This is a genomic window from Vibrio antiquarius, from assembly GCF_000024825.1.
In the GTDB taxonomy this organism is placed as follows: domain Bacteria; phylum Pseudomonadota; class Gammaproteobacteria; order Enterobacterales; family Vibrionaceae; genus Vibrio; species Vibrio diabolicus.
The window spans coordinates 965,469-991,674 of record NC_013457.1; the positions used below are offsets into that span (position 1 = coordinate 965,469).

The 26,206-nt window shown below is 45.4% G+C and carries 22 protein-coding genes, 4 tRNA genes and 3 rRNA genes; 5 read left to right on the top strand and 24 right to left on the bottom strand.

Annotated elements, in window-relative coordinates; all coding sequences use genetic code 11:
• Positions 1 to 30: 30 nt before the first annotated feature.
• From VEA_RS19165 to VEA_RS19175, 3 genes are read right to left on the bottom strand one after another with little or no spacing between them, the layout of a single operon-like run.
• Positions 31 to 861 (bottom strand): DUF4198 domain-containing protein, encoded by an 831-nt coding sequence (locus VEA_RS19165; protein ID WP_006741225.1) that lies wholly within the window; start codon positions 859 to 861, stop codon positions 31 to 33.
• 15 nt (positions 862 to 876) lie between these two features.
• On the bottom strand, positions 877 to 1,416 hold the full coding sequence (locus VEA_RS19170; RefSeq protein ID WP_006741224.1) for a DUF2271 domain-containing protein: 540 nt from the start codon (positions 1,414 to 1,416) through the stop codon (positions 877 to 879).
• Between the two features lie 21 nt (positions 1,417 to 1,437).
• Positions 1,438 to 2,067 carry a PepSY-associated TM helix domain-containing protein gene (locus VEA_RS19175; RefSeq protein ID WP_006741223.1) on the bottom strand — a complete coding sequence of 210 codons (630 nt, stop codon included), beginning with the start codon at positions 2,065 to 2,067 and terminating at the stop codon, positions 1,438 to 1,440.
• Between the two features lie 379 nt (positions 2,068 to 2,446).
• Here VEA_RS19175 and VEA_RS19180 point away from each other — a divergent pair, with 379 nt between their 5' ends.
• Positions 2,447 to 2,935 (top strand): hypothetical protein, encoded by a 489-nt coding sequence (locus VEA_RS19180; protein ID WP_006741222.1) that lies wholly within the window; start codon positions 2,447 to 2,449, stop codon positions 2,933 to 2,935.
• A gap of 67 nt (positions 2,936 to 3,002) precedes the next feature.
• Here the strand turns inward: VEA_RS19180 and VEA_RS19185 are convergent, their stop codons facing one another.
• The 10 genes from VEA_RS19185 to VEA_RS19230 all read right to left on the bottom strand — a co-directional run bounded on the left by VEA_RS19185 (position 3,003) and on the right by VEA_RS19230 (position 13,403).
• On the bottom strand, positions 3,003 to 4,175 hold the full coding sequence (locus VEA_RS19185; protein ID WP_006741221.1) for a tetratricopeptide repeat protein: 1,173 nt from the start codon (positions 4,173 to 4,175) through the stop codon (positions 3,003 to 3,005).
• Complete coding sequence (locus VEA_RS19190; protein ID WP_006741220.1) at positions 4,172 to 4,792, bottom strand: energy transducer TonB; 621 nt, start codon at positions 4,790 to 4,792, stop codon at positions 4,172 to 4,174. Before VEA_RS19190 ends, VEA_RS19185 begins: the two co-directional genes overlap by 4 nt.
• A complete protein-coding gene (locus VEA_RS19195) occupies positions 4,792 to 5,196 on the bottom strand; it encodes an ExbD/TolR family protein (RefSeq protein ID WP_005374257.1) in 405 nt (134 codons plus the stop codon). The genes VEA_RS19190 and VEA_RS19195 overlap by 1 nt, the downstream gene beginning before the upstream one ends.
• Positions 5,193 to 5,747 carry a MotA/TolQ/ExbB proton channel family protein gene (locus VEA_RS19200; RefSeq protein ID WP_006741219.1) on the bottom strand — a complete coding sequence of 185 codons (555 nt, stop codon included), beginning with the start codon at positions 5,745 to 5,747 and terminating at the stop codon, positions 5,193 to 5,195. Before VEA_RS19200 ends, VEA_RS19195 begins: the two co-directional genes overlap by 4 nt.
• The gene (locus VEA_RS19205) at positions 5,747 to 7,114 is read right to left on the bottom strand and encodes a MotA/TolQ/ExbB proton channel family protein (RefSeq protein WP_006741218.1); all 1,368 of its coding nucleotides are present in this window, start codon (positions 7,112 to 7,114) and stop codon (positions 5,747 to 5,749) included. Before VEA_RS19205 ends, VEA_RS19200 begins: the two co-directional genes overlap by 1 nt.
• The gene (locus VEA_RS19210) at positions 7,115 to 7,882 is read right to left on the bottom strand and encodes a DUF3450 domain-containing protein (protein WP_041853099.1); all 768 of its coding nucleotides are present in this window, start codon (positions 7,880 to 7,882) and stop codon (positions 7,115 to 7,117) included.
• 74 nt (positions 7,883 to 7,956) lie between these two features.
• The gene (locus tag VEA_RS19215) at positions 7,957 to 10,056 is read right to left on the bottom strand and encodes a TonB-dependent siderophore receptor (RefSeq protein ID WP_006741216.1); all 2,100 of its coding nucleotides are present in this window, start codon (positions 10,054 to 10,056) and stop codon (positions 7,957 to 7,959) included.
• A gap of 207 nt (positions 10,057 to 10,263) precedes the next feature.
• Positions 10,264 to 11,637 carry a sensor histidine kinase gene (locus VEA_RS19220; protein WP_006741215.1) on the bottom strand — a complete coding sequence of 458 codons (1,374 nt, stop codon included), beginning with the start codon at positions 11,635 to 11,637 and terminating at the stop codon, positions 10,264 to 10,266.
• Entirely contained in the window at positions 11,637 to 12,302 is a 666-nt protein-coding gene (locus VEA_RS19225) for a response regulator transcription factor (protein ID WP_006741214.1), read from the bottom strand. The genes VEA_RS19220 and VEA_RS19225 overlap by 1 nt, the downstream gene beginning before the upstream one ends.
• 147 nt (positions 12,303 to 12,449) lie before the next feature.
• Positions 12,450 to 13,403, bottom strand: coding sequence for a lactate/malate family dehydrogenase (locus VEA_RS19230; RefSeq protein ID WP_006741213.1), 954 nt, complete (start codon positions 13,401 to 13,403; stop codon positions 12,450 to 12,452).
• A gap of 239 nt (positions 13,404 to 13,642) precedes the next feature.
• Here VEA_RS19230 and VEA_RS19235 point away from each other — a divergent pair, with 239 nt between their 5' ends.
• Positions 13,643 to 14,353, top strand: a complete 711-nt coding sequence (locus VEA_RS19235) for a glycerophosphodiester phosphodiesterase family protein (RefSeq protein WP_041853150.1) — start codon at positions 13,643 to 13,645, stop codon at positions 14,351 to 14,353.
• Between the two features lie 35 nt (positions 14,354 to 14,388).
• Here VEA_RS19235 and VEA_RS19240 read toward each other — a convergent pair whose 3' ends face one another.
• Positions 14,389 to 14,871, bottom strand: coding sequence for a L,D-transpeptidase family protein (locus VEA_RS19240; RefSeq protein WP_041853100.1), 483 nt, complete (start codon positions 14,869 to 14,871; stop codon positions 14,389 to 14,391).
• A gap of 289 nt (positions 14,872 to 15,160) precedes the next feature.
• On the opposite strand from VEA_RS19240, the gene VEA_RS19245 reads away from it, so the two are divergent.
• Both VEA_RS19245 and VEA_RS19250 read left to right on the top strand, forming a co-directional pair.
• Positions 15,161 to 16,156 carry a 2-hydroxyacid dehydrogenase gene (locus VEA_RS19245; RefSeq protein WP_006741210.1) on the top strand — a complete coding sequence of 332 codons (996 nt, stop codon included), beginning with the start codon at positions 15,161 to 15,163 and terminating at the stop codon, positions 16,154 to 16,156.
• A gap of 85 nt (positions 16,157 to 16,241) precedes the next feature.
• Positions 16,242 to 16,598 carry a YibL family ribosome-associated protein gene (locus VEA_RS19250; RefSeq protein WP_005374274.1) on the top strand — a complete coding sequence of 119 codons (357 nt, stop codon included), beginning with the start codon at positions 16,242 to 16,244 and terminating at the stop codon, positions 16,596 to 16,598.
• 163 nt (positions 16,599 to 16,761) lie between these two features.
• Here the strand turns inward: VEA_RS19250 and VEA_RS19255 are convergent, their stop codons facing one another.
• From VEA_RS19255 to VEA_RS19300, 10 genes are all read right to left on the bottom strand, one after another.
• A complete protein-coding gene (locus VEA_RS19255; RefSeq protein ID WP_006741209.1) occupies positions 16,762 to 17,793 on the bottom strand; it encodes a hypothetical protein in 1,032 nt (343 codons plus the stop codon).
• Positions 17,794 to 17,896: 103 nt separating this feature from the next.
• Positions 17,897 to 18,658 carry a hypothetical protein gene (locus VEA_RS19260; protein ID WP_006741208.1) on the bottom strand — a complete coding sequence of 254 codons (762 nt, stop codon included), beginning with the start codon at positions 18,656 to 18,658 and terminating at the stop codon, positions 17,897 to 17,899.
• A 277-nt stretch (positions 18,659 to 18,935) separates the two neighbouring features.
• Positions 18,936 to 19,026, bottom strand: a tRNA-Ser gene (locus tag VEA_RS19265).
• A 91-nt stretch (positions 19,027 to 19,117) separates the two neighbouring features.
• Positions 19,118 to 19,234, bottom strand: a 5S ribosomal RNA gene (gene rrf / locus VEA_RS19270).
• A gap of 93 nt (positions 19,235 to 19,327) precedes the next feature.
• Positions 19,328 to 22,217, bottom strand: a 23S ribosomal RNA gene (locus VEA_RS19275).
• 273 nt (positions 22,218 to 22,490) lie between these two features.
• A tRNA-Val gene (locus VEA_RS19280) sits at positions 22,491 to 22,566 on the bottom strand.
• Positions 22,567 to 22,596: 30 nt separating this feature from the next.
• Positions 22,597 to 22,672: transfer RNA gene (locus VEA_RS19285), tRNA-Lys, on the bottom strand.
• 2 nt (positions 22,673 to 22,674) lie between these two features.
• Positions 22,675 to 22,750 (bottom strand) — tRNA-Glu (locus VEA_RS19290).
• A 91-nt stretch (positions 22,751 to 22,841) separates the two neighbouring features.
• Positions 22,842 to 24,394 (bottom strand): 16S ribosomal RNA (locus tag VEA_RS19295).
• The 16S, 23S and 5S rRNA genes sit together here with 4 tRNA genes alongside, the layout of an rRNA operon.
• Positions 24,395 to 24,863: 469 nt before the next feature.
• Positions 24,864 to 25,388: a DUF3087 domain-containing protein gene (locus tag VEA_RS19300; protein WP_006741004.1), complete on the bottom strand. Its 525-nt coding sequence runs from the start codon at positions 25,386 to 25,388 to the stop codon at positions 24,864 to 24,866.
• A gap of 160 nt (positions 25,389 to 25,548) precedes the next feature.
• Here VEA_RS19300 and trmY point away from each other — a divergent pair, with 160 nt between their 5' ends.
• Positions 25,549 to 26,148: a tRNA (pseudouridine(54)-N(1))-methyltransferase TrmY gene (gene trmY, locus VEA_RS19305; RefSeq protein WP_005459965.1), complete on the top strand. Its 600-nt coding sequence runs from the start codon at positions 25,549 to 25,551 to the stop codon at positions 26,146 to 26,148.
• Positions 26,149 to 26,206 lie beyond the last annotated feature (58 nt).

Consider the following 26,206-nt stretch of genomic DNA (forward strand, 5'->3'; position numbering starts at 1 on the left):
ATGGCCCAGCGATTGCTGAGCCTAATTCGATTAGTTAAGTTGAGTTTCAAACGTAAGGTGAACATTGGCACTCGCTTTATCCGCCAATGGATTATCTTTTAATTCACCTTTGTAGTTCGCTTTCATTAAGTAGCGCCCTGCGACCTCTGGCGTGAAGATCACTTTGCCATCTTTATCACTCACCACATCGATTTGTTCTTGATGGTTTCGGTACATGGTGCCTTCACGTGTGATCTCCGCTGTGACGCCCTCTTGTGGCTCACCATTGAAGAAAAACTGGAAAGTGACTGGTTCACCTTCAATGATGTCCGATGGATGCGTGACTGGCTTCATCTCCAGCATTTTGCCTTCAATCTCCAACGCTTTGTCCGTTGGCATACCAACCGTAATGTAGCTTTCTGCTCGGGTGTAGCTTAGTTGAGTAACCACATCACGTGCTTGCTCGGGAAGCACATCACCACGCTCAGCTTTGTTTGCTCGAGCCCACTTCACCGTATCACGACGACCCGCTTTGTATTGGGTGTAGTAGCTCGGCTGATTATTGATCGCGACTTTGTGCGTGCCTTCTTCCGTAAAAAAGAAATCAAACATAGAACGACGTTTGCCACGAACAACAAAGTTAGGACGCTCAGAACGGCCATCCGGCATCACCACGAACGCTTGGTCACTACCCGCAGGCTTATCAAAAACAAACGTCCCGTGAGAAGCAGTAACATCAAATGTCAGCCAGTCACCGCCTTCTTTTGAAACCGTAAAGTGAGAAGGCAGAACCCAACGTGGATGCGCTTGTGCGGTGGTTGTTGCAGCCAATCCCATTGCCATTACACTCGCCAATGCCACTGCTTTGATTTTGGTTTTCATTGTTGTGTCCTTTAATCACTTAACTTGATAATTGACGGTGATGACACCCGTCTCTTGAGTTGGTTTAAGCTCATAGCGCACTTCACTGTCCGCTAGCGTTATTTTTTGACGTAAGTAGTTACGCCCACCGTGTTCACGAACGACTTCGACGTACAATGTGTAATTTCCCTGCTCCAAACGCTTTCCTGCATCATTGGTTCCGTCCCAAACAAAACGGTACTGTCCAGCAGGGCGCGTTGCAGACGTCACCGCATCAACAAGTTCACGATCATAACGACCCGCTTTTCTCCACCAGCTGCGCAGGTCTTTTAGCCATTCGTCTTTTCCTACCCATAGCTGAATGGTTTTAACCGGTTTACGCTGGTCGTTTTCAACCCAAACCGCCACATAAGGGCGTGCGTACATTGAAGTGTCTATCTTTGGAAGTTCGAATTCGAAATCGATCTTCGCGTTATCTGGTAGAGGAGCCGCAGAAAGAGAGAAAGGAGCAAAAGCCGCGATCAAAGCGGCTTTACAAAAGTGATTACGGCGGAAAAATCTTCCTGTGTTCAACATAAGTGTTCTCTAAAAAAGCTGTTATGGAACAGCAAAAAAATAAATCACGAGCGACAGTAACGTACCAAAGCTCATCCATTGCATTGACGTTCTAAGCGTCTTCTTCTTAGGCAGTAATAAGCACACACCTGTTAGAACAAAAAACACCATCAAAAGCGCAGTGACGTCGATAAACCACTTCCAAATACCACCACTGTTGCGTCCTTTATGTAGATCGTTCAGCAGCGCAACAATACCGTAGTGCGTCGTTTCAACCTCTGCCGCACCGGTGGTCATATCAATAAAGACCGTAGCGTTATAACCTGGGCCTTTAAAATCCATAGACAGCTCTCCGAGTAACAACTCACCTTGCTCAACTTCGGTATACACATCTAATGCGGAGGGAGTACCGCGAAGCTCGGTTTCCTTAGTCAAAAAAGCCACCAGTTCTTCACGATTAGGTTGAAAGGTATCTGAATGTGAGAATAGAACTGAGTGCGGAACCGTCAGAGTATGTTGTTGAATGATAGGTTCACTGCGTTCAAACAATTCGGGGCGATTGAGGGTAATACCAGTTACTGCAAAAAACAGCGTAACTAAGAGAAGAGCCATCGAAATATAGATATGTAGGCGGCGAGCCCAAGTTTGAACACCTTTGCTTTTAAGCAGCATAGAAACAATCATCACCAATAAATGTGGGGCATAATTTAGGTGATAATCATTCGTATTGGCATTTAATTTACATTGTTTACTTTTTCAATTCAGCTTGGCTGGCGCATGTTGTAACTATTTGCGCCAATATGAGTGACCAATTGCCTACCCTCTAGATAATAACCCTATTGATTTTAATGACTCAAAATTTAATGATATTTCCAATACTAAAAAGTGGGATAGACTCCACCAAAATGCGCCTTTATGTATATTTAATGAAAAGCTTAAAAGCTATCGATAAGCTAGATTAAAAAGGTAAGCTAAGAAGTTAGTGTAGGGTTAGATAGAGAAGATTTTCTGATGCTAGCCAAACGCTATGGTGCAGTTCAGAAGGAAAAATATGAACAAGAATGTTGTAATAATTCTCTTATCACTTTTCTCAAGTGTCACTTTCGCAAGTGAAAAGTTTGAAGCCAGTTTGTTTAACAACGTAAGCCAATCTATCGATAATTATGGTGCGAAAATAAAGCAGTGCGAATCTATGGCAGACCAGAATACACCTGACAAACAAACTCTAGAGTATTCAAAGAAGCACATAGAAGCATTTACTCCTGTTCTGCCGTTTTTAAGCGAGAAAGCTTTTGAGGCTTGTGTATTAAAAGAGAAGCAAGAACTAGCGTATTATCTATTAATAGCAAAAAATAACGCTTCAAGAACTTCAACATTAAAGCTTGTAGAATCGACTGAAAGCCTTACTTTTCATATCGAACCTACATCGAGAGAAAAGTTTGAAACACTGAGCAAAGTGCATCAAGAATATATAGAGAAAAGCCCTTTTTTCTCCCGACCATTTGATGCGTTAGCCTTTTATGAAAAGCTCATACAGTAAATAGCCTTTATGACTTTAGACAAAAAAATACCCGAGACTGAGCTCGGGTATTTAATAAAAGTGTTCGCTATGAGTTCTGCGTCGATTCTACTTTGCGTAGCTGTGATAGATACTTAACCCAACTTTTTGCCTGATTCGACGGTTTAATCTCATTCGCTCTTTTGGCATTAGCGAGCGCATCGTCAAACCGCTTAAGTTTGTAGTAAGCGCGAGTTTTGATAAGTGCGACATCCGCCTTACGACCACTGACCTTATCGAGCGCGGCAAGGGCATCTTTATAGTGGCCTTCTTGCACCAATAATTGAGAATAGTTCCAGTAATACTGTCGGTCTAACTGAGCAGCAACACGCCAACTATCGATAGACTCTTCCCACTCTTTTGCCATTTGCCAATACGTCGCTTGCTGAGCTTTCAGTTTACTATTCGAGTTTACATCCTCTAGCTCGTTCATCACCAACGCAGCTCTCTCAGGAATACCTCGTTTCGCGTACAATTGTGCCAGCAGCTTTAAGTCATCTTGGCTAAGTTGTAATCCTTTCAGTTTTGCCAACGCCAAAGAGTCCAGAGCACGTTTGTTGTCATCAACACGCAGGTAAAGAGCAACAAGCTGACGCCACCATTCAATTCGCTCAGGTTCAATCGCGATCAATCGTTTGATGGTCGAGATTGCGGGCTTCCACTTTTTCAGTTCTAGCTCAGCAGAAAGCTTTATCGACAATGCGCTAAGCTTGTCTGGCTGACCAAACTTCTCATAACGAGCCATTGCTGAAAGCACTTTCTGCCACTGACTCAGTTGATAATGAGATTGGGAAATACGCAGCCATAGCTCATGCGCTTTTTGACCTTTAGGAATGTTTTTGCTCAAGGCATAGTAATGAGGTAACGCCTTAGAAAAGCGTTGCTCGTTCAGCAGTATATCTGCCAACATCTTTCGGGTTTGCCATGCTTGCTCATCTTGTAGCAAACCACTATTGACTGCCAACTCAAGTTGCTTAATTGCTGCTTGAGTTTGTTCATTCTGCCAGTAAAAAATACCCAACATTCGAGCGACATAAGCTTGGTCATATCCACGAGAAAGCTCCATAGCTTCAAGAGATGAAATCGCTTCTTTTAGTTTCTCCTCTTGAGCCAAGTTGTGTGCTCGTTGAACTCTCGCGGCAGTGTATTGGCTTAACTCACTGGCAATGGTTGAAAGTGCACTCAGGCTTAATACCGTACCGATTAAGAATTTTTTCATCATTTGGCTAACTTGAACTCCACTTTAGCGGTTTGTCCATACTGCTCAATTGACACACCATCCTCAACTTTTGGCTGATACTTCCATTTTTTAAGCGCACGGATTGCTTCCCTTTCGAACATACGCTGTGGCTCAGCCTCGATCACTTCAATATCTTTTGGTCGTCCTGTTGCATCGATCGTGAAACGCATAATGACATAGCCTTCAACTCTACGTTTCAGCGCCTTACTTGGATAACGAGGATCAACACGATACAACGGCAGTGCTTGTTGGTTGCCCATTGTTCCCTTCAAGTTTGGCGCGCTGATCGCGATACCTTCAAGAGCAGTGTTCAAACCTAAAGCACTGACTGGCGTCATCTGGCTCATTGGCTCCATTTGAGTGTCAGCTTGAGACAGATCCATTGGCTCCGGCGCTTGGGGTGGTTCTGGTTGCTCCGGCACTGAACGTTGACGACGCTGCACGTCTGCTTCATTCTCTACCATCACCATATCAAAACGAACCGCTTCCGAAGCTTCTGGCGCTCGCTGGTTGCCTTTATCAACCATCCACGCCATAAAGCTAAACAGGCTCACAGAAATTAACAATGATGCTGGTAGTGCAAGTAACAGCCTGCCCATTAAGGTTTCTCCGCCGCCAATGCGATGTTTTTCACGCCCGCCGCTTTTGCAGCGTCCATCACTTTCACGACAGTGCCATTGTAAGCATGCTCGTCAGCTTGGATAACTAACGAGGCATCAGGCTGATCAAGTAACAGGTGCTCAATAGAGGCCTCAACACGCTCAATATCAACCACTCGTTTGTCGATGTACACGTCATTTGCTGCCGTTACCGCGATAAAAATGCCCGCATCTTTTTGGCTTACCACATTAGAAGCCTGAGGGCGATTCACTTCTACACCGGACTCACGTACAAACGAACTGGTCACAATGAAGAAGATCAACATGATGAAGACGATATCAAGCATCGACGTTAAATCGACTTGAGCTTCATCTTGTTGGTTAGGTCTGCGTCCGAGTCTCACTTTTGACTCCTTAAAGATTGTTCTAACTGGATAGCTTTTCGTTCACACACTTTGCTAAGGCGAGCATGAATAAACATGCCCGCCAGCGCTGCTACCATACCCGCCATGGTTGGCAGCGTAGCAAGTGAGATACCTGAAGCCATCAATTTCGGATTGCTGCTGCCTTGCGATGCCATTACGTCAAACACCGTAATCATGCCCGTCACCGTCCCTAACAACCCTAGCATTGGGCAAACCGCCACAAGCAGCTTAATAGTCGATAGGTTTTGGCGCAGTTCGATTTGCGCTTTTGCAATCCATCCTTCACGGATTTGATGCGCGTACCAAGAGTGGTGCTCTGATCTTGCTTGCCACTGCTCACAAAGCTGTTTCTTTACCCCAGGGAAAACCGTTGTGAGATAAATAACTCGCTCCATAACCAACAGCCAGCACACCGCCACGACGGCAGCCAGCCACCATAGGATTTGACCACCTTGCTGCATAAAGCTCATCAAGGTTGTGGCCCAATCCTCACTGATCAAACCCAATGTGTTGAGTAGGATCTGCTCCATTACGCTGCGTTCTCCGCTAAGGTGTTAGAGTGATTTTTGTGACTCGGCATATCACGCTCAGCTTGTTCTGCAACTAAACCGATGCCTTGTTTTTCTAAGATACTGCGAATATTTTCCGCTTGAGAGCTCAATACGTTGTGCGCTAATAGCAAAGGCATGGCTGAGACAAGGCCAAGTACGGTAGTCACAAGTGCCATCGAAATACCACCCGCCATTACTTTCGGATCACCATTACCAAATTGAGTGATGACTTGGAAGGTTTCGATCATACCCGTTACCGTTCCAAGTAGGCCAAGCATAGGAGCTAGAGCAGCAAGAAGCTTAAGCATCGACAACCCTTTTTCTAGGTGGGTTTGCTCATCAACAACGGCTTCCAAAAGACGTAGCTCTAACGCTTCTACGCTGCGATGCTTATCTTTCTGATACACCGCAAGCACACGACCCAAAGGGTTGTCTCCTGGCTGTGCTGGAGTTTTCAGTTGCTTCATGATTTTCTGGCGCGAAATCATCAGAGATGCACCACGTACGAGAGCAATCAATAGGCCGATAGCTAATAAACCAAGGATGATTTTACCGACAACGCCGCCTGCATTTAGGCGATCAGCCAAAGTCGGTGAGTTTGCGAGCTGCTCAAGAAGAATGCCGCGTGACGGGTCAATGACAAGCGCATCAATGTCACCAGAGGAAATAGTATTCGCTGTTGGACCGCTTTCAGGCTGACGAAGATAGTTTACCGCATCTCCGCGTTGACCATTCCACTTAACGTAGCCAGTGTCATCCAGCAGCGCCATAGAACCAAGACGAACACCATTAACCGTTTGTTCACGACCTTCGCCATTTAGCAGTGTGAAAGAGACGTTTGCCATCTCACCACTTGCTTTGATTTGTTCTTCCATGCTGCGCCACATCGCCTGAAGTTGGGTCAACGTTGGCAGTGATTTAGCTGCAACAATAGCATCGATATCTTTCTGATATAAGTTTGCATCAACACCCGTTACTGAGCTCTTGAGCTCTGACTCTAGCTCTTTTGCGTTCTGGCGAACGACGCCAAATAGCTCACCTAAGCTCCCGGTTTCTAGACGTAGCTTTTCTTCTAGCTGCGCCAGTTCCGCTTCGTTTTCACCGAAAGTAACACTTAATGAGTCCGCTTCTGCTTGAAGAGCCGCTCGCTCTGCGGCCAATTTATTCTTTATAGCCTGTAGCTCTTGCTCTGTTTTCTTAAAACCTGATTCACGCGCGACATTGTGCGATTGCTGTTGACGATTTTCTTGCTGCGCCTTTTGTAACAACGCATCACTAGCAAAAGTTGTATGAGGCATTAATGCGGCTGTCGAGATTAATGCAAGCGATAACCATTTTTTCATCATTTATTTGCCCTCCGCAGCGGTTAACGACACTGGCAGAGTTAACATACTCGGCGCGATCTGTTTATTCGCCATAGCGAACGCTTTATCTAGCTCTGATTTTTGCTCAGAACCCACTTGTTGCCATGCTTGTTGTTGCTGTGACCAGCTCCAGAATATGTCACCAGATAAGCTACGTGCTACCAAAGACAAACGCCCTAAATAGAGAATGTCCGCCTCCAAAGCTTCATTGTCACCCAGGTTAATCTTGCCTTGGTAAACGCCAAGCTTGGTGCCGTAATCCATTTCAATTTGGTACGCTTCTAAAATACGACGAAACTTCTCTGCATCCGCAACGTCTGCACGCGTCATCATGGAATCCAGCTTTGCTATTCGCTCCTCACGTTGCGCTTTGCGTATAGGCTTGTCGTTAGCGACGAGCACTTTTAAGCCCTCAAGCATGTGATACATCAAAGGCACGACACCTTGACGAGTTTGAGCAATCTGCTCAATTTGCTCGTTCAAGCTATCAACTTCTTGATTTTGGCTCTCAACAAGGCTTGCAAGATGATCGCGATAAATCTTCAAGTTACCGACTTCCTCTTGCAGCTGCTCAATTTCAGCTTCTAGAGTAAGTGATTTTTCTGCGCTTGCATCAATACGTTTTTGGCTTACCGCCGACGACTGGTTTGTTTTACTCTGCACAGCTTGTGCATCGTTTAAGTTCGCCGCGTGAGCGGGAATCAAAACCGATGATATCAACAGAGCGATACTTGATTTCATTAGATTCATACGAGTTATATTTCTGTGTTCCAAAAACGACCAAAGGGGAAGACTACCCTTCCCCTTTAATAATCAAATTGTTATCAGTACTTGAACTGGATTGTTGCCATGTAGTTGCGGTCTTCTCCAACCACAACCCCACTCGCACCTTTTTGCTCGCTATTCGTGCTACCGCCACCTGCGAAGTAGTCGGTATCGAATAAGTTCTCGACATTGAATCGAGCAATGATATCCAAGTTTTCATCGTACTTATGTTTGTATGACACGCCCATATCAACGCGAGCGTAGCCATCTTTCTTGAAGGTGTTCTTTGCATCACCGTAGCGATCACCTTCATAAATCAAACCGAGGTTTAAGTTAGTGTTGTCTTGAACCTTGTAGCTAGACCATAGACTTGCCGAGAACTCTGGCACGTCTACAGGGCGGTTACCCTCGAATTTTTTATCCGCTTTCGTCAACTCTGCATCCAAATACATTGCAGAAGCCGTTAGCGACAACTCTGGGGTCACAAAACCTTGAGCCATTAACTCAGCACCTTTGTGAACTTGCTCACCACCTTGCGTTTTCTTGTGTAGGAGGTTACCGCCCGCGTCTTTGCCGCTTTCAACATCCAGCGAGATGTTCTCTAATGTGATATCAAACACTGCACCGGATACAAATAAGCGCTGATCAAACAGTTCCCACTTAGTTCCGATCTCGTAAGAGATACCACGCTCTGCGTCTAGCTTCTCGCCATCGTTCACGTAAGTTTTGCCACGACCACTGCTGACTTCACCTTGCGGCATAAAGCTTTCAGAGTACTGAACGTAAACCGAGCCATTTGTCGCTGGGTGGAAAATTACACCAAATTTTGGAGAAACTTGATTCTCTGTCAGGTCATCATCACGCTTTTCATCATAACGAACCCCTGCAAGTACTTGCCAAGACTCGTTAATAGTCATCATGTTTTGCGCGTAGATACCCCAAGTATCGTACTCAGTTGTTGGTGATTTCTTCGAACTACGATAGCCAGGCTTAGGCACCGTTTCTCCTGGCGCAATACTCGCCTCATTATGAAATGCCATAAAGCGATCATAACTGTAATCTAAGTAGTTAGCGCCCACTAACAACGTGTTTTCCGTACCGAACAAAGTAAAGTCCGTCGTCACATCTATATATGCAGTATCAAATACCCAATTATCGGAGCGATCATTCCCTTTGTGTCGAATCACACCGTCTTTGTCATAATTGTCAAACTTAGGGTAAGACTCCACATCAAAACGCTTAAAGTCTTGGCGGTTGTAACCCGCTTTTACGTTTACATTGTCAGTCACTTGAGCATTAATATCGATACCGTAGTTTTCTACTTCGTTGTCAATCTTTGACCACTGGGCATCCCAGATGTGCTTGTCACCGCGAACCGCTTTACCATCCACAATGTAAGCACCAGAATCCACGCTACCATCGTCTTTCGTGCGATCGTAATGCGCTGACACCATAAAGTTGTCGGTGATGTCGTACTCAACCACTAGGCCCGCAACCGTACGATCCGTTTCTGGCTCGGTACCATCGCCGTAGCTGCGCCAAGAGCCGTAGCTTTCTTTGGCAAAAATTGCGCGCGCGCGCAGTGTCTCTGCATCATTTAGCGCGCCACTCACATCAAGCACAGTACGTGAGTGATCATTCGAACCTAGATCTTGACTCAAACTAGCTTGTGTTTGAGTTGTTGGTTTTTTCGAAACCATGTTTACTAAGCCACCCGGCTCAGATTTACCGTATAGCAGGCCTGATGGACCTTTAAGCACTTCAACACGCTCTAAAAGCTCAATTGGCTGACGGTAGTGTGACCAGTGTTGACGGCCATCACGAAGAAAACCGTCTGAACTGCTAAGCTCAAAACCACGTAGAGAGAAACGTTCGCGGTTACGGCTTGTACCACCCGCGCTAACACTTGCATCGTTACGTAGCACTTCACCAAGTGTACTTGCACGCTGCTCATCAATTACCGTTTCATCGATAACCGCTACTTGTCCTGGCGTTTCCAGCTGCGTCATTTCCATGCGCATTGCTGTACTGTTTGTATCCGCCTTGTAGCCGAACTCTCGACCTTCTACAACTACATGTTCGTCTGTTTGAACGTCCGCCACTGCAGGTGTTGCTAACACCGCACCGATCACTAGCGCCAAATGGCTCTTAGTAAACATATCCTTTCACTCCGATTATTATTTTTCGGGTCACATGCTTGTTGAATGCGATTCCCTCTTAATTATTTCGCGGGTGAATATAAGTGATAAGTATTACCATTTGCATTAAATTTACATTCTTTGCATTTGCAAACTTTTGTAAAGTACTCTCTGATGACGAGCCACAATAACGTGATCAACATCACGGTTAATAAGACTTAACCATACTTACTGCTTGAACACCAAAGTAACACTCAGACCTCCTTGTTCACGATTTTTCGCCGTAACGGATCCACCCATAATGCGCATGGATTCTTTGACAATCGCGAGACCTAAGCCGTAGCCGCCAAGCTTCTTATCTCTTGATGCATCTAAGCGAGTAAATGGGTCAAAAATATCGACCAACTTGTTCTCTGGAATACCAGGCCCATCGTCGGATACAGACATGGAAATCAATTGCTGCCCATCTTTGACATGATTAGCCAGAGAAACTTCTATCTGAGATGCTTGCCCTGAATATTTGATGGCATTTCCAACAAGGTTATTCAAACAACGAATGATGAGCGTTTCTTCGCAAAAAGCTTTGGCGCATGTTGCTTCTGAACGGAATGACAATGTTTGTTCTGGTTTTAAATCGATTTTGCACCGCTCTACTTGCGGTGCGAGCAATACCTCTAAATCACGGCGCTTCGCACCTTTGTCGAAACGCGCATTTTCCAAGCGACTGAACTCCAAGATATCGCTTATCAAATGGTTTAGCTCTTTAGCTTCGTCTTCTAGCCTGGTCACCAAGCTTTGCTCGTTCTCCCCAACTCGCTTCCGCAAAAGGTGTAGAACTAAATTCTGTCTTGCTAACGGCGTTCGGAGCTCGTGGGAGACATCTCTTATAAGCAATCGCTGCTTTTCGGCAAGAGAATGAATTTGCTGTGTCATGTGGTCGAAGTCTTGCGCCAGCTCGTTAAACTCGCGCGTATTCGATTTTAACTCTTTCACCACACTGACATTAAAGTCTCCGTTAGATAGCTTTTTGCTTGCTTCTCTTAAGCGATCAAGCGGCTGTTGTAAGTTGCGTGCCATTAGCAATGAGAACAACGCCAAAATAACTACCGCAATCACCACTTTGAGAATAGAGAAATATAAAATGAAGTCATGTGCGGGATGCAGTCGATGTGGCAGTTGAATCACCAAGCTATTATCTCTAACCAAAGGGATATTGATAATCGGGCGATTTACCTTTCCCTCAAGTTGATCATCAATACTTCTTTTAAATTGAAGTTTGAACTCGAAGTGTGGATGCATTAAACGGTGAGTGACGGGTTGCTGGTGCTCATTCAGCACAAACAGATAAAAGTTTTGCGCGTTCGCCCAATCCGCAAGTTCATCCATGTCTCCGTGCTCAATCAGCACATTGGCTTGATGTGCAAGATCGAGCATTTCTTCTCGCACACTGTCCGGCACTTTTAGCATGGCTTTCACGAGAGCTTGCTCCGCCATTGCTTGTACGACCAAAATACTTATCACAATTGCAGTCATATAACTAAACAACTTAAACGCTAAGCTATCTTTACGTTTCGCGATAAAAGGTGGGCACGTGAGCTTCATTAATTGTTTACAGCCTCTAGGTAGCTGTAACCTTTGCCACGGAAGGTTTTGATATGTTGCTTAGAGAGCCCTGCTTCTACTAGCTTGCGACGTATATTACTGATGTGCATATCAAGGTTGCGGTCAAAAGGGCTTAGCTCTTTCTTTAATACTTCGGTTTGGAGTTCCGCTTTTGAAATCACCACACCTTGGTTTTTGACTAAATAGCTCAGTAATTCGGCTTCCGTGCTTGTGAGTGGTAAGCTATTGAGCTGATCACTGATCGTTTGAACGGTACTGCACATCGTCTGACGTTGGCGCTCTAAACCAACACGACGAAGAATCGCTTTGATGCGCATCAGAAGCTCAGCAACATTAAAAGGCTTTCCTATGTACTGATCGGCTCCCGCTTGGTAGCCATCAAGCATCGAGTTTTCATCATTAAGAGCAGTAAGCATTAGAATAGGTGTCGCGAAGCGTTGACAGATTCTACGGGCAACTTGCATGCCGTTAAGGTTTGGTAACATGACATCAAGCAGTACAAGATCTACCGGCGTTTTTTCCATATATTGCAAAGCACTTTCACCGCAATGTACAGAAGAGACAATATAACCCTCCTCTTGCAAAACTGCCTCTAATAGCTCACACAAAGGAACGTCATCATCCACTATCAAAACTCGAGACATTACCACTCACCATTCAAATAAAAATGGTTCGCATTCTATTACTCATTTACAAATTAAACAACTACACATCCTAGGGCTTTAGTACAAATAGCTCTATGGCAGTAGACCGGAGTGCTAAGCTAACTAGCACCTGATAATGAGGGTAGATCAGGGCGTTAGATTCGTCTGCTTAGCGACATTTTCCACGATGTGTTTTAAATGGGTGCTGATCGTTTTTAATGTGACAAGCTCCTCTTCAGTGAAGGGATGCATCAGAACTGAATTTGCTCCGTTTTTTCCAATAACCGTAGGTAGGCTGAGAACAACATCATGCAAACCATATTGCCCCGACATCATCGTACCGACGGGCAACACCGATCGTTCGTTAATCGTCACAGCTTGAATGATTCGAAAGACACTGGCGGCAATGCCATGAACGGTGTTCTGCTTACGCCGAAAGATTTCGTATCCCGCCTGTTTCACCGCCTCAAGAAGTGCGTGCGGATCAATTCTCTCAATGTTATGGGTATCGCAGTAATAGTCGGCCGGTTGCCCAGCGATAGAAATTAAGCTCTTAGGAGTAAAGCAATGGCTACCATGCTCTCCTAATACATAACCAAACACGTTCTTCGGGTCTAGGTCTACACGGCCAGCAACAATACTCATTAAACGAGCGGTATCAACTACACAGCCACTGCTAATAACTTTACTCGGCTCAAAACCGGTGTTGGTGACAATAAAGTGCGCCACGATATCGCATGGGTTTGACACAACAATCAACACCGCATTTGGCGCTACACGTTCTATTTGACGCGCAATATCAACTCCAATTTGAGCATTAACCTCAGCAATATCCAAACGAGTTTGTCCTTGTTTAATCTGCGTACCAGCGGTGATAACAACAAGAGAGGCTTCGAGTAAATCTAAGTAATCATCCGACGGCATAATGCGTGTGTTTTTTGAAAAAGTCAGTGCCATCGTGTGACGAAAATCAAACACTTCACCCTCGGCACGTTCTAAATTTTTATCAAGTAGAACAAGCTCGCTAAAACCACCCAGAGTGAGTAAGTAATTACATACTCCCACACCAACAGCACCTGCACCAATAACACCGATCTTCATATTTCTCTCTCCCGATAACCATGATGCACTCGCAACTACCTTGCTCTTTAAAAATGAGCGGCAGGAGAATAAAAGTCCAACTTTGGTTCATGATTCGACAGGAGTGCTTCCAACGACCTACCTTGACGAATGGGCGATTTGGCTTTTATTAAGACGATCTGACAACATGCACCTTGAGGTATATCTTCAAAGCAAAAAACGAGTACAATCTGCTCAACACAAAGCAGAAGATGAAGAACATGGAAACATTAGTAATTGGTCATCGTGGTGTTGCTGGCTCATACCCAGAAAATACAAAAGTGAGCGTTCAGGCCGCCATTGACCTCGGATTAAATTGGGTTGAAGTTGATGTACAACCGACCAAAGATAATGTTTTAGTGGTTTGCCATGATCACACCATAAATCGATGCAGTAATGGACAAGGGCGTGTCGATGAACTGACTCTGGAAGAGTTAAAGGCGTTGGATTTTGGTAGCTGGTTCAGCGCAGATTTTTCAGGTGAGAAAATCATGACATTAGATGAGCTGCTCACTTTAGCTACTGAGCATAAGCTTAACTTGAATATTGAAGTTAAGGTAGATCGCCACCCAGCAGAAGAAGTGGCACAAGCTCTCGCCAACGTACTAGCAAAAAGTCCCATGCAGCAAGAGAAGGTACTACTCTCCAGTTTTAGTCATGATGTCATTAGAGCGCTGCATAAATACTGCAATGAGTATCGATTAGGTGTATTGAGTGAATTCTTAACGAGAAAAGATAAACGCCTTTTGGAAGAAGTTAACGCCTATAGCTGCAACCTAAACATTAACTGGGTTCGCTCGCGCCAAATAAACAAACTCCAGCAGGCGGGTTACAAAGTGATGTGTTATACAGTGAACAATCCAAACAAACTGAAGTACCTACCTCAGTTAGACGGTATATTCAGTGATCATCCACAACGCTTTATGCCATAGCACATACCACCTTGAGCTTCAGAGGCACCATTTCGTTACCACTCAATCTGAATTGGTGTCCCCATCTCTACAAGCTGGATAAATTCATCCATCTCTTCATTGGTAATCGCAATACATCCATTGGTCCAATCAAAGCTTTGGATATAAATCGGCAACTGACTCTCACCGTTTTTTAAACCATGAATTTTGATGTTCCCTCCTGGGGACACACCTCGGCGCTTCGCTTCCAACGTATCAATCGCATCAGGGTAGCTAATATGCACAGAACGATAAAAAGCAGAGTCTTCTATAACGTAATCTAAGGTGTATTCGCCCTCAGGTGTACGATTGTCTCCCTCTTCTTGTTTATGCCCTTTAGGGCTCGCCCCTAAAGCAATGCGGTATTCTTTTAGTATTGTGCCTTGTTCCATTAAATACATTCGACGCTTTGACTTGTCGACTTTAACAAGATCTACAGCTGCATGGACGCCAGAAGCCAACACGCAACACAAGAACATAGAGCACCATTTCACTGACATTGCCGGAACGCCTAACCTAACTAAAGTGAACAAGAAAAGAGCGATTATGCTAGTCAGTTAGCGCCCGTAAAGCAAACAGTATCTAGGGTAGAACCTGTATTATCCCAGGAGCTAATGTGATGAACGCACAAGTGCAGAGTCGTAAGATAATACTCATTGAAAGACGTGATCGTTATCGTTGTTTGATATGGCAAAAGTTAAAGAGAAGATTTCTCTATTCATTCCGCCTAAGTTGCATTACTTTATAAGTATATTTATTTATAAAGTCCGCACTTTTTGAGAGGGAACCATGATTAATATTGCTTTTTTTAGTGCAAAATCCTACGACGAGGCCTCTTTTAATAAAATTAAAAATAACCGAGATTTTGAATTCCACTATCACGACTTCCGGCTAACCGAAAAAACCGCCAAAATGGCACATGGTTGCGATGTCGTGTGTGCTTTCGTCAATGATGACCTTTCAGCTCCCGTTCTTAAACAGCTTTCTCTAGGCGGAACTAAGCTTATTGCCATGCGCTGCGCGGGTTTTGATAAAGTTGATCAACAAGCTGCCAAAGAACTTGGCTTACAAGTAGTTCGAGTTCCAGCTTACTCACCAGAGGCGGTGGCAGAGCACACAGTCGGTTTGATGATGTGCCTAAATCGTCGCCTTCACAAAGCCTACCAACGCACACGTGACGCCAACTTCTCGCTAGAGGGCCTAGTTGGCTTTAACTTTTACGGGAAAACCGTTGGTGTCATTGGTACAGGTAAGATTGGTATCGCGACGATGCGTATCTTCAAAGGGCTTGGCATGGAGCTGCTTTGCTATGACCCTTACGAAAATCCATTAGCACTAGAAATGGGAGCGCGTTACTGTTCGCTTGAAGAAATCTACGCTAATGCGGATATTATCTCTCTCCATTGTCCAATGAGTGAAGAAAACTATCACCTATTGAACGAAAAAGCCTTCGCGCAAATGAAAGATGGTGTGATGATCATTAACACCAGTCGAGGCGAGTTGCTGGATTCACTAGCAGCGATAGAGGCATTGAAACAAGGTAAGATTGGCGCGCTTGGTCTAGACGTGTATGACAATGAAAAAGACTTGTTCTTCCAAGATAAATCTAACGATGTCATTGTAGACGATGTTTTCCGTCGCTTATCGGCTTGTCATAACGTGCTCTTTACTGGCCACCAAGCATTCTTGACTCACGAAGCACTTAATAACATTGCCTCTGTGACGCTTGATAACGTCGAAGCCTTCTTCTCTGGCAACGTATCGGGCAATGAGCTGATTAACTAAAGCCAGACAATTGAGAAGTATAGTAGAGCGTGTGATCTCAGCTATGCTATACTTCTCGACTATTTAAAATTTGAGCCAAATTACCATGAGCATAAAAACTGATATTCAAAAGCTGCACAACCGTTTAGATACATGCCAACGTAAACTTGATGCGGCACGTTCTCGTGGTGATCACGAAATGATTACAAAGTTCACGGATGAAGTAGAACAGCTAACCAAAAAGCTTAACCAGTTAAAGCATAAGCAAAACTATGAGCTGAACAAAGAACGTAAAAGCTTACTGGATATGCCATTCTCTCGTGAAATCACCAAAGCAGAACAAGCGGACATCGGCAAACTGAAAAAACGCGTACGCGGCTTAGTAATCGTTCACCCACTAACAAAAGTTGGTAAAGAGCTTCGCCTCGATGTCATGACAGGCTTTGCGCCAAAAGAGTTTTAAACTCATATTAATACTCGTTGAGCCTAAGCATTTGCTTGGGCTTTTTATTTTGTACTGCTTCATTAAATTTCATCGAAATATCAACCCATAAGCTCCTAAAAAGGCCAGCGACAAAAGCCACGGACCTATTTTCAACCAATACCGTCTGCATTACATCTCAACGCTACGACAGTTGCTGCAACTTGTGCTCCACAACGGGGTCATTCGGAACTAACTGCTGAGCCACTTCCAAAAGTTGTACTGCATCTTGCGGATTGTCATGCTCATGCTTCATCGCAATATCAACAAGTGGCTGAATATCGATTTGCGCTTGATGCTCCTTCACATGTTCTTTCTTTTCTTCAATTAGCACATTATGAGCGGTACTCAGTAGGCTCAAACGATGTTGTGAACTCGCATTCGCCTTGTTAAGACACTGATAGTAATCTTCTTTTAATCGCAGCGTTTTAGTCTGATGACGAAACTGCGCTATATCTATCTTCTGATAACGTATAAAGTCTACAGCCACTTGCTTATAAAAACCGAATTTATTCAAATACGTCGCGTGTGTACCATGTCCCATACCGAAGACTCTCAAGTGAGTGAGCTCTGGGTAGCGTTTGGCGTGAAGACGGTCGATTTCATTGGTTGGATCATAAATGATGTAACCTTTTGCATCTCCAAGGTCGAGGTCGTGGTACTTTCCTTCCCAATCAAAGTGTTGGGCAAGTTCAGTACTTGGCCTGTCATCCCATGGCACTAGCACTTTGTTTTTTGTACTGACCGGGTGAAACATCAATACTTGATCCAACTTTAATAGATTGGAAAAAGCGCCAATAGCAAAACCACCGCGGCTAAGGCCATAACCTAAACGGCATTCAAAAGGCTCAAGTAATGTCGATAACTGCTCTAGAAAGAAAATCAAATTACGGCTGCGAAACCAGTTACTTTTCCCAAGGTGCTGAAAAGAAATAATATTTACTTTTTGTTTCTGGGCTAATCGATAGCCCCAAGGCGCAAAGTCTGAGTGTAAGTCCTGTACTTGTAGATTCGTACCAGCAGGGGAAAAGGTGAACAACAGCGGTTTATTTCGGTCGACAAACTCATACTTAACAAACACATCATCAAGTAAGTCCTCCCCGGACATCGGTAGCCTGGTTTGCTGTTCTTCACGAGAAAGAGCCAGCCATTCATCCAACCAGTACAGTAACTTCATTAATCCTCCATCTAAATTGCGCCTAGCAATTGTGTTAAAAATCTAGTTTTTAGTGTGTGATCATCTCCCCCTGGTTACAGGGGACTCTGATATCAGTCCTCTTTTAAAACAAAGCGTGAATTTGCTTATTAAATTGGTCAATATCTATGGTTTGATGACGAACAAACTCCTTCGCCACCAGATTAAAAAATTCTAATTTATCTAATTGTGTGGATTGAGTGCCGTGCCCCATACCGACGACTTTTAAATGAGTTAGCTCTGGGTAACGTTCAGCATGAAGACGATCAATACGATTGGATGGGTCATAAATAATATAACCTTTGGCATTGCCCAAATCTCGATCATGGTAGCCGCTTTCCCAAGCAAACTGCTGAGCAAGCTCAGTGCTGGGCCGATCATCCCAAGGCACTAACGCTTTATTTTTTGTGCTCACAGGATAAAACAACAAAAGATGTTCTAATTTCAGCAAGTTAGCGAACGCGCCAATTGCAAAGCCACCTCGACTTTGCCCATAACCCAAACGACATTGGAAGGGATGAAGCAACTCAGACAGCTGCTCCAGAAAGAAAATCAAATTCCGACTACGGAACCAATTACTTTGTCCTAAATGTTGAAAGGCAATAATGTTTACTTTTTGTTGTATTCCGAGCTCGTAGCCCCAAGGAGAAAAATTCGGAGTTAAATCTTGTACCTGCACATCAGTGCCGGAAGGAGAAAATGTGAACAACAATGGCTTGTTAAGATCGACGAGTTCATACTTCACAAATACATCATCAAGTAAATCGTAGCCAGAGATAGGTAAAGCCATCTCTTGTTCTTGTTGAGTAAGCGCTTGCCATTCATCTAACCAGTAAAGTAGCTTCATTTTTTCTCCAAGTGCATCCGCAGTATTTAGACTGAAACTCTATCAAAATGCTTTTAAGCATCCCACGTTGAGACTTAACAAAGCTCTACTTAAAGCCTAAATGACCTATGAAAATGTCTTCGATTGCAGATATTACTGCGTAAACTAAACCCAAAGTGAGTACGCTAAAGAACTTAGAGAAAGGGCCGGAGAAAAGCCAATTAGAAGTTTTCGATAACAGCTGTTAAAAAACAGCAGATACAAAAAAACCGCTGTAAGAACAGCGGTTTTTTAAAGGTGGCGGAGAGATAGGGATTTGAACCCTAGATACGCTATTAACGTATGCCGGTTTTCAAGACCGGTGCTTTCAACCACTCAGCCATCTCTCCACAAATTGTTACTAAAACTTAGTCTTATACTAATGATGCTAATTTTTAGTTTTGGCTTTCTTCTTTCTAAAAGATGAAGGCCTAAATTAAAGCCTGGCGATGTCCTACTCTCACATGGGGAAGCCCCACACTACCATCGGCGCTATTTCGTTTCACTTCTGAGTTCGGCATGGAAGTCAGGTGGGTCCAAAACGCTATGGTCGCCAAGCAAATTCTTTAATTCGGAAAGCTGTTTCTTAATTCTCGTTCTTACACATTCAACGTTCTTTCATTGAGTCCATCAAAACCCCTTGGGTGTTGTATGGTTAAGCCTCACGGGCAATTAGTACAGGTTAGCTCAACGCCTCACAACGCTTACACACCCTGCCTATCAACGTCGTAGTCTACGACAACCCTTTAGGATACTTAAAGTATCAGGGAGAACTCATCTCAAGGCTCGCTTCCCGCTTAGATGCTTTCAGCGGTTATCGATCCCGAACTTAGCTACCGGGCAATGCGTCTGGCGACACAACCCGAACACCAGAGGTTCGTCCACTCCGGTCCTCTCGTACTAGGAGCAGCCCCTTTCAATTCTCCAACGCCCACGGCAGATAGGGACCGAACTGTCTCACGACGTTCTAAACCCAGCTCGCGTACCACTTTAAATGGCGAACAGCCATACCCTTGGGACCGACTTCAGCCCCAGGATGTGATGAGCCGACATCGAGGTGCCAAACACCGCCGTCGATATGAACTCTTGGGCGGTATCAGCCTGTTATCCCCGGAGTACCTTTTATCCGTTGAGCGATGGCCCTTCCATTCAGAACCACCGGATCACTATGACCTGCTTTCGCACCTGCTCGAATTGTCATTCTCGCAGTCAAGCGGGCTTATGCCATTGCACTAACCTCACGATGTCCAACCGTGATTAGCCCACCTTCGTGCTCCTCCGTTACGCTTTGGGAGGAGACCGCCCCAGTCAAACTACCCACCAGGCACTGTCCGCAACCCCGATAAGGGGTCGACGTTAGAACATCAACACTACAAGGGTGGTATTTCAAGGACGGCTCCACGCAATCTAGCGACTGCGCTTCAAAGCCTCCCACCTATCCTACACATGTAGGGTCAATGTTCAGTGCCAAGCTGTAGTAAAGGTTCACGGGGTCTTTCCGTCTAGCCGCGGGTACACTGCATCTTCACAGCGATTTCAATTTCACTGAGTCTCGGGTGGAGACAGCGTGGCCATCATTACGCCATTCGTGCAGGTCGGAACTTACCCGACAAGGAATTTCGCTACCTTAGGACCGTTATAGTTACGGCCGCCGTTTACCGGGGCTTCGATCAAGAGCTTCGACCGAAGTCTAACCCCATCAATTAACCTTCCGGCACCGGGCAGGCGTCACACCGTATACGTCATCTTGCGATTTTGCACAGTGCTGTGTTTTTAATAAACAGTTGCAGCCACCTGGTATCTGCGACTCTCAATAGCTCCATCCGCAAGGGACTTCACCGTCGAGAGCGTACCTTCTCCCGAAGTTACGGTACCATTTTGCCTAGTTCCTTCACCCGAGTTCTCTCAAGCGCCTTGGTATTCTCTACCCGACCACCTGTGTCGGTTTGGGGTACGATTCCTTACAATCTGAAGCTTAGAGGCTTTTCCTGGAAGCATGGCATCAATGACTTCACATCCGTAGATGCTCGACGTCGTGTCTCAGCCTTAAAGAGAGCCGGATTTACCTAACTCTCAAGCCTACGCACTTGAACCTGGACAACCGTCGCCAGGCCCACCTAGCCTTCTCCGTCCCCCCATCGCAATTGTAAGAAGTACGGGAATATTAACCCGTTTCCCATCGACTACGCCTTTCGGCCTCGCCTTAGGGGTCGACTTACCCTGCCCCGATTAACGTTGGACAGGAACCCTTGGTCTTCCGGCGAGGAGGTTTTTCACCCCCTTTATCGTTACTCATGTCAGCATTCGCACTTCTGATACGTCCAGCATGCGTTACCACACACCTTCAACCGCTTACAGAACGCTCCCCTACCCAATACTCAAAGAGTATTGCCGCAGCTTCGGTTTACTACTTAGCCCCGTTACATCTTCCGCGCAGGCCGACTCGACCAGTGAGCTATTACGCTTTCTTTAAATGATGGCTGCTTCTAAGCCAACATCCTGGCTGTCTGAGCCTTCCCACATCGTTTCCCACTTAGTAGTAATTTGGGACCTTAGCTGGCGGTCTGGGTTGTTTCCCTCTCCACGACGGACGTTAGCACCCGCCGTGTGTCTCCCGGATAGTACTTACTGGTATTCGGAGTTTGCAAAGGGTTGGTAAGTCGGGATGACCCCCTAGCCTTAACAGTGCTCTACCCCCAGTAGTATTCGTCCGAGGCGCTACCTAAATAGCTTTCGGGGAGAACCAGCTATCTCCAGGTTTGATTGGCCTTTCACCCCTAGCCACAAGTCATCCGCTAATTTTTCAACATTAGTCGGTTCGGTCCTCCAGTTGATGTTACTCAACCTTCAACCTGCCCATGGCTAGATCACCTGGTTTCGGGTCTATATCCAGAGACTGAACGCCCAGTTAAGACTCGGTTTCCCTACGGCTCCCCTAGATGGTTAACCTTGCCACTGAATATAAGTCGCTGACCCATTATACAAAAGGTACGCAGTCACAGGACAAAGCCTGCTCCTACTGCTTGTACGTACACGGTTTCAGGTTCTATTTCACTCCCCTCACAGGGGTTCTTTTCGCCTTTCCCTCACGGTACTGGTTCACTATCGGTCAGTCAGTAGTATTTAGCCTTGGAGGATGGTCCCCCCATATTCAGACAGGATATCACGTGTCCCGCCCTACTCGATTTCACTGAATATGCGTCGTCAGTTACGGGGCTATCACCCTGTATCGCCAAGCTTTCCAGCTTGTTCACCTAACGCGTATAAAGCTTAAGGGCTAGTCCAATTTCGCTCGCCGCTACTTTCGGAATCTCGGTTGATTTCTTTTCCTCGGGGTACTTAGATGTTTCAGTTCCCCCGGTTCGCCTCGTTATGCTATGTATTCACATAACGATACTTACTTATGTAAGTGGGTTTCCCCATTCGGAAATCCCAGACTCAAGTGGTTTTTACTACCTAATCTGGGCTTATCGCAAGTTAATACGTCCTTCATCGCCTCTGACTGCCAAGGCATCCACCGTGTACGCTTAGTCACTTAACCATACAACCCGAAGGAGTTTCGAGTTGATGTTCAAATCACCAAAGTTGTCTCTCATTATTTGAATGAGCGAGAGACATTCGATTTTGCCGGACTCAAATTCCAAGAACACTTGAATGTGTTATTAGTTGTATTCATTAAGAATACTTTGAGAACTTTACAATCAAACTTAAAGTTTGATTTGTCAGCTTTCCAAATTGTTAAAGAGCTAGATTTCACTTTCTATTTAAAGAAAGAAACCATTTTTAAAAGCACTATTGCTAATGCGCTTAAAGATGGTGGGCGATACCGGGCTCGAACCAGTGACCCCCTGCTTGTAAGGCAGGTGCTCTCCCAACTGAGCTAATCGCCCACATAAGTTTTGATTCTTCGTGGAGAAGAATGGTGGGTCGTGCAGGATTCGAACCTGCGACCAATTGATTAAAAGTCAACTGCTCTACCAACTGAGCTAACGACCCAATGGTATCCCGTAGGGGAGTCGAACCCCTGTTACCGCCGTGAAAGGGCGGTGTCCTAGGCCTCTAGACGAACGGGACACTAAGTTGAACATCTTGGGGGATGTTCTCTCTCTTAAACTTCATAAACCGTATCAATCTGTGTGGACACTCATCGTGAGTAATCATCGTATAAGGAGGTGATCCAGCGCCAGGTTCCCCTAGCGCTACCTTGTTACGACTTCACCCCAGTCATGAACCACAAAGTGGTAAGCGTCCCCCCGAAGGTTAAACTACCTACTTCTTTTGCAGCCCACTCCCATGGTGTGACGGGCGGTGTGTACAAGGCCCGGGAACGTATTCACCGTGGCATTCTGATCCACGATTACTAGCGATTCCGACTTCATGGAGTCGAGTTGCAGACTCCAATCCGGACTACGACGCACTTTTTGGGATTCGCTCACTTTCGCAAGTTGGCTGCCCTCTGTATGCGCCATTGTAGCACGTGTGTAGCCCTACTCGTAAGGGCCATGATGACTTGACGTCGTCCCCACCTTCCTCCGGTTTATCACCGGCAGTCTCCCTGGAGTTCCCGACATTACTCGCTGGCAAACAAGGATAAGGGTTGCGCTCGTTGCGGGACTTAACCCAACATTTCACAACACGAGCTGACGACAGCCATGCAGCACCTGTCTCAGAGTTCCCGAAGGCACCAATCCATCTCTGGAAAGTTCTCTGGATGTCAAGAGTAGGTAAGGTTCTTCGCGTTGCATCGAATTAAACCACATGCTCCACCGCTTGTGCGGGCCCCCGTCAATTCATTTGAGTTTTAATCTTGCGACCGTACTCCCCAGGCGGTCTACTTAACGCGTTAGCTCCGAAAGCCACGGCTCAAGGCCACAACCTCCAAGTAGACATCGTTTACGGCGTGGACTACCAGGGTATCTAATCCTGTTTGCTCCCCACGCTTTCGCATCTGAGTGTCAGTATCTGTCCAGGGGGCCGCCTTCGCCACCGGTATTCCTTCAGATCTCTACGCATTTCACCGCTACACCTGAAATTCTACCCCCCTCTACAGTACTCTAGTCTGCCAGTTTCAAATGCAATTCCGAGGTTGAGCCCCGGGCTTTCACATCTGACTTAACAAACCACCTGCATGCGCTTTACGCCCAGTAATTCCGATTAACGCTCGCACCCTCCGTATTACCGCGGCTGCTGGCACGGAGTTAGCCGGTGCTTCTTCTGCAGCTAACGTCAAACGAGCACGCTATTAACGTACCCGCCTTCCTCACTGCTGAAAGTACTTTACAACCCGAAGGCCTTCTTCATACACGCGGCATGGCTGCATCAGGCTTGCGCCCATTGTGCAATATTCCCCACTGCTGCCTCCCGTAGGAGTCTGGACCGTGTCTCAGTTCCAGTGTGGCTGATCATCCTCTCAGACCAGCTAGGGATCGTCGCCTTGGTGAGCCCTTACCTCACCAACTAGCTAATCCCACCTAGGCATATCCTGACGCGAGAGGCCCGAAGGTCCCCCTCTTTGGCCCGTAGGCATCATGCGGTATTAGCCATCGTTTCCAATGGTTATCCCCCACATCAGGGCAATTTCCTAGGCATTACTCACCCGTCCGCCGCTCGACGCCGCTATCGTTCCCCGAAGGTTCAGATAACTCGTTTCCGCTCGACTTGCATGTGTTAGGCCTGCCGCCAGCGTTCAATCTGAGCCATGATCAAACTCTTCAATTTAAGATTTTGTTCGGCTCAATGAATACTGAACATTACATAAAGTAATGTTTGAATTGACTGTGCTGAATCCGAAGATTCAATGGTCACTTCGTTTCATTGAAACCTAATTTGAAGCCGAAGCTTCTAATTGGATTATCATCAACGAGTGCCCACACAGATTGATAGGTCTATATTGTTAAAGAGCTTGCTTCGTAAGCTTTGCTATCGAAGCGGAGGCGTATTCTAAGGAATTAACTTTCAGTGTCAAACACTTTTTTAAATTAATTTTTAGAAGCTTTTCTTTCGCCTTGTTGCCAACCGCTTTTGCGTTTCCGCTTTGCCCTGACAACGGAGGCGCATTATAGGGAGATGATTTTTCTTGGCAACCCCTTTTTAGAAAAAAAACTAAAAAAAAGCGTCGAGTGATTAAATCTCACTCAAACGCTTATTTTTAGCACTCAGTTGTTAACTTCAAGTAGCAAATAGGCAATCAGTATGTGTCTACCCAGCTCTCTTTAAAGCTGGTGATATCAAGATCCAGTGATTGCTCCGCTTCGATTTGCTCAATTGCCTCTAATTCTTTATTTACACTACTCATCGTCAATGTGTTGTTGTCTAACTCAAACACTTGTTGTTGCGTTGTGTAATAGAACTTAAGCGTAGTGAGCGCTTTTACATCGTCATTGCTCGCGGCTGCTTTAATGCTTTTTAGTTTACGAAATATTTTGTTGTGCAGTTGCTTGAGCTTCCAAACGTACAACACCTCTTCCATGTATGGCCGAGTTTTAATTTGATTCAATAAAGAGAGGGAAGTTGCGACTGCGAGAAGGACACCAATCAAATTCCAATGAAAGTTTCCCGTTGATTGTTCAGGTGCGACTTCAGTGTTGCCAAACAAAACAATAAGCAAGGTACTAAAGGCAAGAGATGAGATAGCGAGCAACGCAACAAAACCGCCAATCACCAGGTTTACTTTCTTTTTATAAATGTCTTTATTTATCTTTTTGATTTCCATATACCGCTCCTAACAGGGTTGCCTCCTATTCTAACCAGCACACTCCGCACGACAATCGAAGCTTTGTAAGTAAGTTCACATTTACTATTAAACTCGCATCCCTTCCCTGCTTGGGTATATACTTCCGCGCATTCACTCTTCCTATATAGAGGCTAAATTCATGCGCTCTTTTGTTTTACGAGCTCGCGCGGCGCCAACGACCAGCAAAGCACTATTAGAAGGTGTTGGTAACGAGGCGCATACCGAGATCCTTGCTCATACCATGATGAACACCATGTTCGTGGCACAATCTCACCGTGAAGATGTGGTTGTCCACTTGGTATTAGAGAGCACGAAGGATTACTCGCGCACGATTACCATTCGTTCAAACGACATTACCAATATTGGTGGTTTTCACGAGTCAACGTTGATCGCTGCCGTTGCCCGTGCGTTGGACGCATCTGTTGGTATGGGTAAAGAGCAGCTTCGTGAAGTTGAGCCGGGTATTACGGTTCGTACAGTGAGCTTCGAACGCTTGGTTCAAGAACTGGCAGAAGACCACCAACTTTATATGTTGGACAAGAAAGGCGAATTTGTTCGTGATGCAGAAATTGGTGAAAACCCATGTTTCTTGCTAACCGACCACATTCCGATGCCGAAGAAGTCGTTCAACAGCTTGAAGCGCCTAGGTACTGAGAAAATCAGCCTTGGACCTAAGATGCTGTTTGCTTCTCAGTGTGTGGTATTGATCCACAACGAACTGGATATCCGCGAATTCTAGTTATTCGCGTATACGTTGCTAGATGATGAAAGAGGACTCGATTGAGTCCTCTTTTTTG

Coding starts and splice junctions, on each gene's coding strand:
- VEA_RS19165 (WP_006741225.1), bottom strand. CDS start 861: ATGAAAACCAAAATCAAAGCAGTGGCATTGGCGAGTGTAATGGCAATG.
- VEA_RS19170 (WP_006741224.1), bottom strand. CDS start 1,416: ATGTTGAACACAGGAAGATTTTTCCGCCGTAATCACTTTTGTAAAGCC.
- VEA_RS19175 (WP_006741223.1), bottom strand. CDS start 2,067: ATGCTGCTTAAAAGCAAAGGTGTTCAAACTTGGGCTCGCCGCCTACAT.
- VEA_RS19180 (WP_006741222.1), top strand. CDS start 2,447: ATGAACAAGAATGTTGTAATAATTCTCTTATCACTTTTCTCAAGTGTC.
- VEA_RS19185 (WP_006741221.1), bottom strand. CDS start 4,175: ATGATGAAAAAATTCTTAATCGGTACGGTATTAAGCCTGAGTGCACTT.
- VEA_RS19190 (WP_006741220.1), bottom strand. CDS start 4,792: ATGGGCAGGCTGTTACTTGCACTACCAGCATCATTGTTAATTTCTGTG.
- VEA_RS19200 (WP_006741219.1), bottom strand. CDS start 5,747: ATGGAGCAGATCCTACTCAACACATTGGGTTTGATCAGTGAGGATTGG.
- VEA_RS19205 (WP_006741218.1), bottom strand. CDS start 7,114: ATGATGAAAAAATGGTTATCGCTTGCATTAATCTCGACAGCCGCATTA.
- VEA_RS19210 (WP_041853099.1), bottom strand. CDS start 7,882: ATGAATCTAATGAAATCAAGTATCGCTCTGTTGATATCATCGGTTTTG.
- VEA_RS19215 (WP_006741216.1), bottom strand. CDS start 10,056: ATGTTTACTAAGAGCCATTTGGCGCTAGTGATCGGTGCGGTGTTAGCA.
- VEA_RS19220 (WP_006741215.1), bottom strand. CDS start 11,637: ATGAAGCTCACGTGCCCACCTTTTATCGCGAAACGTAAAGATAGCTTA.
- VEA_RS19225 (WP_006741214.1), bottom strand. CDS start 12,302: ATGTCTCGAGTTTTGATAGTGGATGATGACGTTCCTTTGTGTGAGCTA.
- VEA_RS19230 (WP_006741213.1), bottom strand. CDS start 13,403: ATGAAGATCGGTGTTATTGGTGCAGGTGCTGTTGGTGTGGGAGTATGT.
- VEA_RS19235 (WP_041853150.1), top strand. CDS start 13,643: ATGGAAACATTAGTAATTGGTCATCGTGGTGTTGCTGGCTCATACCCA.
- VEA_RS19240 (WP_041853100.1), bottom strand. CDS start 14,871: ATGTCAGTGAAATGGTGCTCTATGTTCTTGTGTTGCGTGTTGGCTTCT.
- VEA_RS19245 (WP_006741210.1), top strand. CDS start 15,161: ATGATTAATATTGCTTTTTTTAGTGCAAAATCCTACGACGAGGCCTCT.
- VEA_RS19250 (WP_005374274.1), top strand. CDS start 16,242: ATGAGCATAAAAACTGATATTCAAAAGCTGCACAACCGTTTAGATACA.
- VEA_RS19255 (WP_006741209.1), bottom strand. CDS start 17,793: ATGAAGTTACTGTACTGGTTGGATGAATGGCTGGCTCTTTCTCGTGAA.
- VEA_RS19260 (WP_006741208.1), bottom strand. CDS start 18,658: ATGAAGCTACTTTACTGGTTAGATGAATGGCAAGCGCTTACTCAACAA.
- VEA_RS19300 (WP_006741004.1), bottom strand. CDS start 25,388: ATGGAAATCAAAAAGATAAATAAAGACATTTATAAAAAGAAAGTAAAC.
- trmY (WP_005459965.1), top strand. CDS start 25,549: ATGCGCTCTTTTGTTTTACGAGCTCGCGCGGCGCCAACGACCAGCAAA.